The organism is Nitrososphaerales archaeon (genome assembly GCA_025058425.1).
Classification (GTDB): domain Archaea; phylum Thermoproteota; class Nitrososphaeria; order Nitrososphaerales; family JANXEG01; genus JANXEG01.
Genome location: JANXEG010000073.1, coordinates 1 through 4,207 on the forward strand (window position 1 = coordinate 1; position 4,207 = coordinate 4,207).

The 4,207-nt window shown below is 44.8% G+C and carries 5 protein-coding genes; 4 read left to right on the forward strand and 1 reads right to left on the reverse strand.

The features are described from left to right. The 3 genes from NZ896_06530 to mer form a co-directional block, all read left to right on the forward strand. On the forward strand, positions 1–378 hold a 378-nt coding region (locus tag NZ896_06530; protein MCS7117102.1), incomplete at its 5' end, for a F420-dependent methylenetetrahydromethanopterin dehydrogenase. Between the two features lie 2 nt (positions 379–380). Beyond that, a complete protein-coding gene (locus NZ896_06535) occupies positions 381–653 on the forward strand; it encodes a hypothetical protein (protein ID MCS7117103.1) in 273 nt (90 codons plus the stop codon). A gap of 12 nt (positions 654–665) precedes the next feature. Further along, positions 666–1,661: a 5,10-methylenetetrahydromethanopterin reductase gene (mer, locus tag NZ896_06540; GenBank protein ID MCS7117104.1), complete on the forward strand. Its 996-nt coding sequence runs from the start codon at positions 666–668 to the stop codon at positions 1,659–1,661. Positions 1,662–1,725: 64 nt separating this feature from the next. On the opposite strand, the gene NZ896_06545 is transcribed toward mer, so the two are convergent. Further along, on the reverse strand, positions 1,726–2,715 hold the full coding sequence (locus tag NZ896_06545; GenBank protein ID MCS7117105.1) for a triphosphoribosyl-dephospho-CoA synthase: 990 nt from the start codon (positions 2,713–2,715) through the stop codon (positions 1,726–1,728). Between the two features lie 75 nt (positions 2,716–2,790). Between NZ896_06545 and NZ896_06550 the strand changes: the two genes are divergently transcribed. Beyond that, complete coding sequence (locus NZ896_06550; protein ID MCS7117106.1) at positions 2,791–3,885, forward strand: DUF1464 family protein; 1,095 nt, start codon at positions 2,791–2,793, stop codon at positions 3,883–3,885. The last annotated feature ends 322 nt before the right edge of the window (positions 3,886–4,207 follow it).

Consider the following 4,207-nt stretch of genomic DNA (forward strand, 5'->3'; position numbering starts at 1 on the left):
AGAGTGATAGAGTCTCTTAAGAAGGGCGAAGCTGTTACATTACCAAGAATCATAATCGATAAAGTGAAGGCTGTTAATGCGGCATGCTTCAATAACCCCTACGCGTACGCAAAGGCGATGGCTGCATACGAAATGGCAAGGAGGGTTGCAGACCTCACCGTCGAGGGCTGCTTTAAAGTAAAGGAAGCTGAGAGGTACATACCCTTAGTAACGGCCGCTCATGAAATGTTGAGAGAAGCCGCTAGACTCGCCGATGAAGCACGTGAGATCGAGAAGTCTGGTGATGCCGTTACCCGAATGCCACACTACGATGATGGTACCATACTGAGCAAGGTAAAATTGATGGAGAAGCCGAAGAAGGTTGAGAGGAGTGGATAGGTGTGAGTGTTGAGGATATTCTGAATAAGATACCCATCAACTCATATAAAGATCTGTCGGAAGGCTTGATCAATCTACTATTGAAGTCCCAAAAGGTCGATAATCTGCCCAGCGAATTCGGTAAGGACTTCCTCAGACTTGCAATGAAAGATGAATTGGCTTCAAGAGAAGGTCTGAAGTTACTGATTCAATCCCTAACGATGATCGAGAAGGAGAAGGTGGTAGAAATCTTTAACAATCTAGGGTTGGGCAATGTAGCATCGATCTTGAAATAGTTGGTGGTGCGTATGGTAAAGTTTGGTCTTGAACTCGTCCCAATGGATCCATACTGGAAGACCGTATACTATGCAATACTGGCTGAAAAGTTGGGCTTCGATTACGTATGGATCACCGACCATTACGTTAATCGTAATGTATACACGATACTTACGACGATAGCGCTTCATACGGAGCGCATAAAGATGGGTGCAGGTGTAACGAATCCATACTTGATACACCCCGTCGTCACCGCTCAGATATTCGCTTCTCTCAATGAGATCGCCCCCGGTAGAGTGGTATGTGGAATAGGCCCCGGTGATAAGACTACGTTAGAATCTGTGATCACCAGCTACGAAAAACCCCTACTTACAGTCAAGGAAGCGATCCAGATTATAAGGAGTGTCATCACGACGGGAAAGGTAAAGTTCGAAGGTAGTAGATTCGTGGTCCCGAATGTGAGGATGAACTTTAAGCCCAAGCAGAATATCCCGATATTTATCGGTGCTCAAGGGCCGAAGATGCTAAGTTTGGCTGCAGAGCTCGGCGATGGTGTGATGATCAACGCTTCACATCCAAAGGACTTCGAAATCGCTCTACAATGCCTGAAGGATGGTGTTACGAAGGCGGGTAGGAGGTTGGAGGATATCGAGATCACAGCCGCTACATCTGTATCGATAGCAGAGGATATGGAGAAGGCCCGAAAGGCAGCTTTACCAATAGTCGCATTCATCGTGGCGGGATGCCCTCCAAACATACTCGAATCACATGGTATCAAGCCCGAATCTGCCCAAGCGATCAAAGATGCCATCAATAAAGGCCAATGGAAAGAGGCATTCGGTCAGGTTACGACCGAAATGCTCGATAGCTTCTCCATCTATGGAACGCCAGAAGTTTGTATCGAGAAGATCGATAAGATAGTCAAATTGGGAGTCACACTACTGGTCGTAGGATCGCCAGTAGGTCCAGATGTACGTAAATCTCTCATGCTGATCAGCAAAGAAGTTATGCCGAGATTTAAAGCCTAAACGATACATCGAGACCATCAAAACCCTTTATTTTTTATTTTTTATTTACAAAATTTTTATTTTTTTAAAATCTTAATCCAGATAGTATAGCGATCATCAACGAGGCTCCAGTGATATCGGCCGAAGTACCTGGATTGAGTATTTTACGTGATCCTCTCAATCGTCCATCTAAGATGATCAACCTCTTCCTCCCTTCATCACTCATCAACCCTCCAACTCTTAAAATCTCTCTAGCCTCCTTCGAAACTTCTTCAGCCACTGGAAGCCCTATCTTTACTGCTTCTCTTACATTTCGAGTAAATTCGAACCCGACCTTCCTCGCGATGAATGTATCGGGTACTTCGGCCAGTATTCGTAAGAATGTATGTACTGTAGCGGTATTGATATCACCAGTAACTTCATAAACCCTCACGAATTCTGGATAACCGATTTCGAAGGAGATCCTTAAGCCTGTAATCCACTCCTTCGCAATATTATCCCACTCAGATGCATACTTCATCAATTCATAGAGGCTCAGCCCCTTCTCCAAGATAACTCTGTAGGCATCGACCTTGGTAACATCTACCATATCTTTATCATCCAACACACCCAATGCAGCATCGGCTTCGTATAGGCCCCTTGTAGCCTCCAACGCATCATCGACGGTCGTAGCCTCTAATACTTTGACAACTCCTTCACGAAGGATCTCTACTTCAACCCTACCTTTCTCCACATAGGCTAAGCCAGCAGATGCGGCCAGAGGCACGAAGAGAAGGATCGTACCAAGGTGTGTATTACCACCTCTGTGGGATGCCTTTACATTAAAGATCGCCCTTTTGATATATCTCCCTATGCCTATCTCGCTCAAAGAGCCTTTCATCCTTATTCCAGCCATCGTCACATCTCTAATCACTGGTCCTAGAGCTACAGCACCGGCCAGAAAGTGCTCAAACCTTGTATCGGGATAATCGGCACTTCTATGCACATTACCGGGTTTGGGTGTACCACTAACCTCTAACAACGTAGCTAACTGCGCAGCCTTCATCACTTCGTCAGGGAAGTCCATTGCATCCATATCGATCTAATTTACTCCTCCAAATAAAATATTAAATATTCTTCAGAAATACCATTAGAGAGAGGTGAAATCGGCTTGGTTAAGGTTGTAGGTATAGATCCCGGAACGAAGAGCTTCGATTTCTGTGGGCTCGATGATGGAAGGGTCTTCATGGATACGACCATACCATCGATCGAAATTGCAAAGGATCCTAAGGTCGTGATCGATCTACTCAGATCTGCGGGTAAACTTGATCTTATCGTAGGCCCATCTGGCTACGGCCTTCCATTAACACACATCAGCCAGATCACCGATAGGGAGCACTTTCTTACAATACTGGTAAGGCCCGATGATCTGAAGGTTGGTGTGTTGATCGGTTTGAGAAAGTTAGTAAGGATGATGAAGGATGAAGGTTTTAACGTATACTTCATCCCGGGCGTAATTCATCTACCTACAGTACCTCTGCATCGAAAGGTGAATAAGATCGATATGGGCACCGCCGATAAACTCTGCTGTACAGTATTGGCGATCTACGATCAAGCAAAGAGGCTCGGCATAAGCTATAGGGAAACCTCGCTCATACTTGTTGAGATCGGCTTTGGATTCACCGCCATTATAGGTGTGGAGAATGGTGAGGTCGTTGATGGGATCGGTGGTACTACTGGTGGTATCGGATTCCTCACCTTGGGCGCGATGGATGGTGAATTGGCATACCTTTTAAATACATTCGATAAGGAATTGTTATTCCAAGGTGGTGCAGCCTATATAGCGAGTGGTGATGGATCCATTACACCGGAAGAGTTTGCAGATAAAGTGGTGCTGGGCGGTAGGTATAAAGTAGCTTGGGAGGCCCTGATGGAGAATATCGTCAAAGGCGTAGCTGCAATAAAGGCCTCTGTACCCAATCCCAAAGAAATTCTGATTTCAGGTAGGCTTTCAAGGGTCGATAAAATCTATGATGAAGTTTCGAAGAGGCTTTCAAAATTTGGTACTGTGAGGAAGGTCGGTAGGTTCGCTGTAGTCGCTAAAGAAGCGGCAGAAGGTGCCGCACTGATAGCGGATGGTTTGGCTGGTGGTAGATTTAAAGATCTGGTCGATACGGTCAGGATTAGAGAGGCTTCTGGTACGGTCTTAGATTACATCTATCTGAAGAATATCGATGAGGTAAAGAGGAAGTACGGTGTCATTTGAAGTGGTTTTATCTTACATGGCGTGATGAACGATGAGAAGCACAGATAACTCAGAATGTTACTTTCTAACTAAAGTTTTCTACCTCCCTAAAGCTATAACTTGCAACTCCTCTATAATCTTAAGCTGTTGGCAGTCGGAAGAAGCTCTAATATCACTTTAAATATATATCATCATCTTTTTTATTGTAGCGCCTTTCAGCCTCTTTTAATTACTTACAGAATCGTCAAATCTAAGGCTACGGTGTTTGGGGATGGCTCTGAGTGATGAGAAAAAAAGTCTGTTAAGCATCAAGCCTTTGACATTCTCAACTTGTATCGTACTT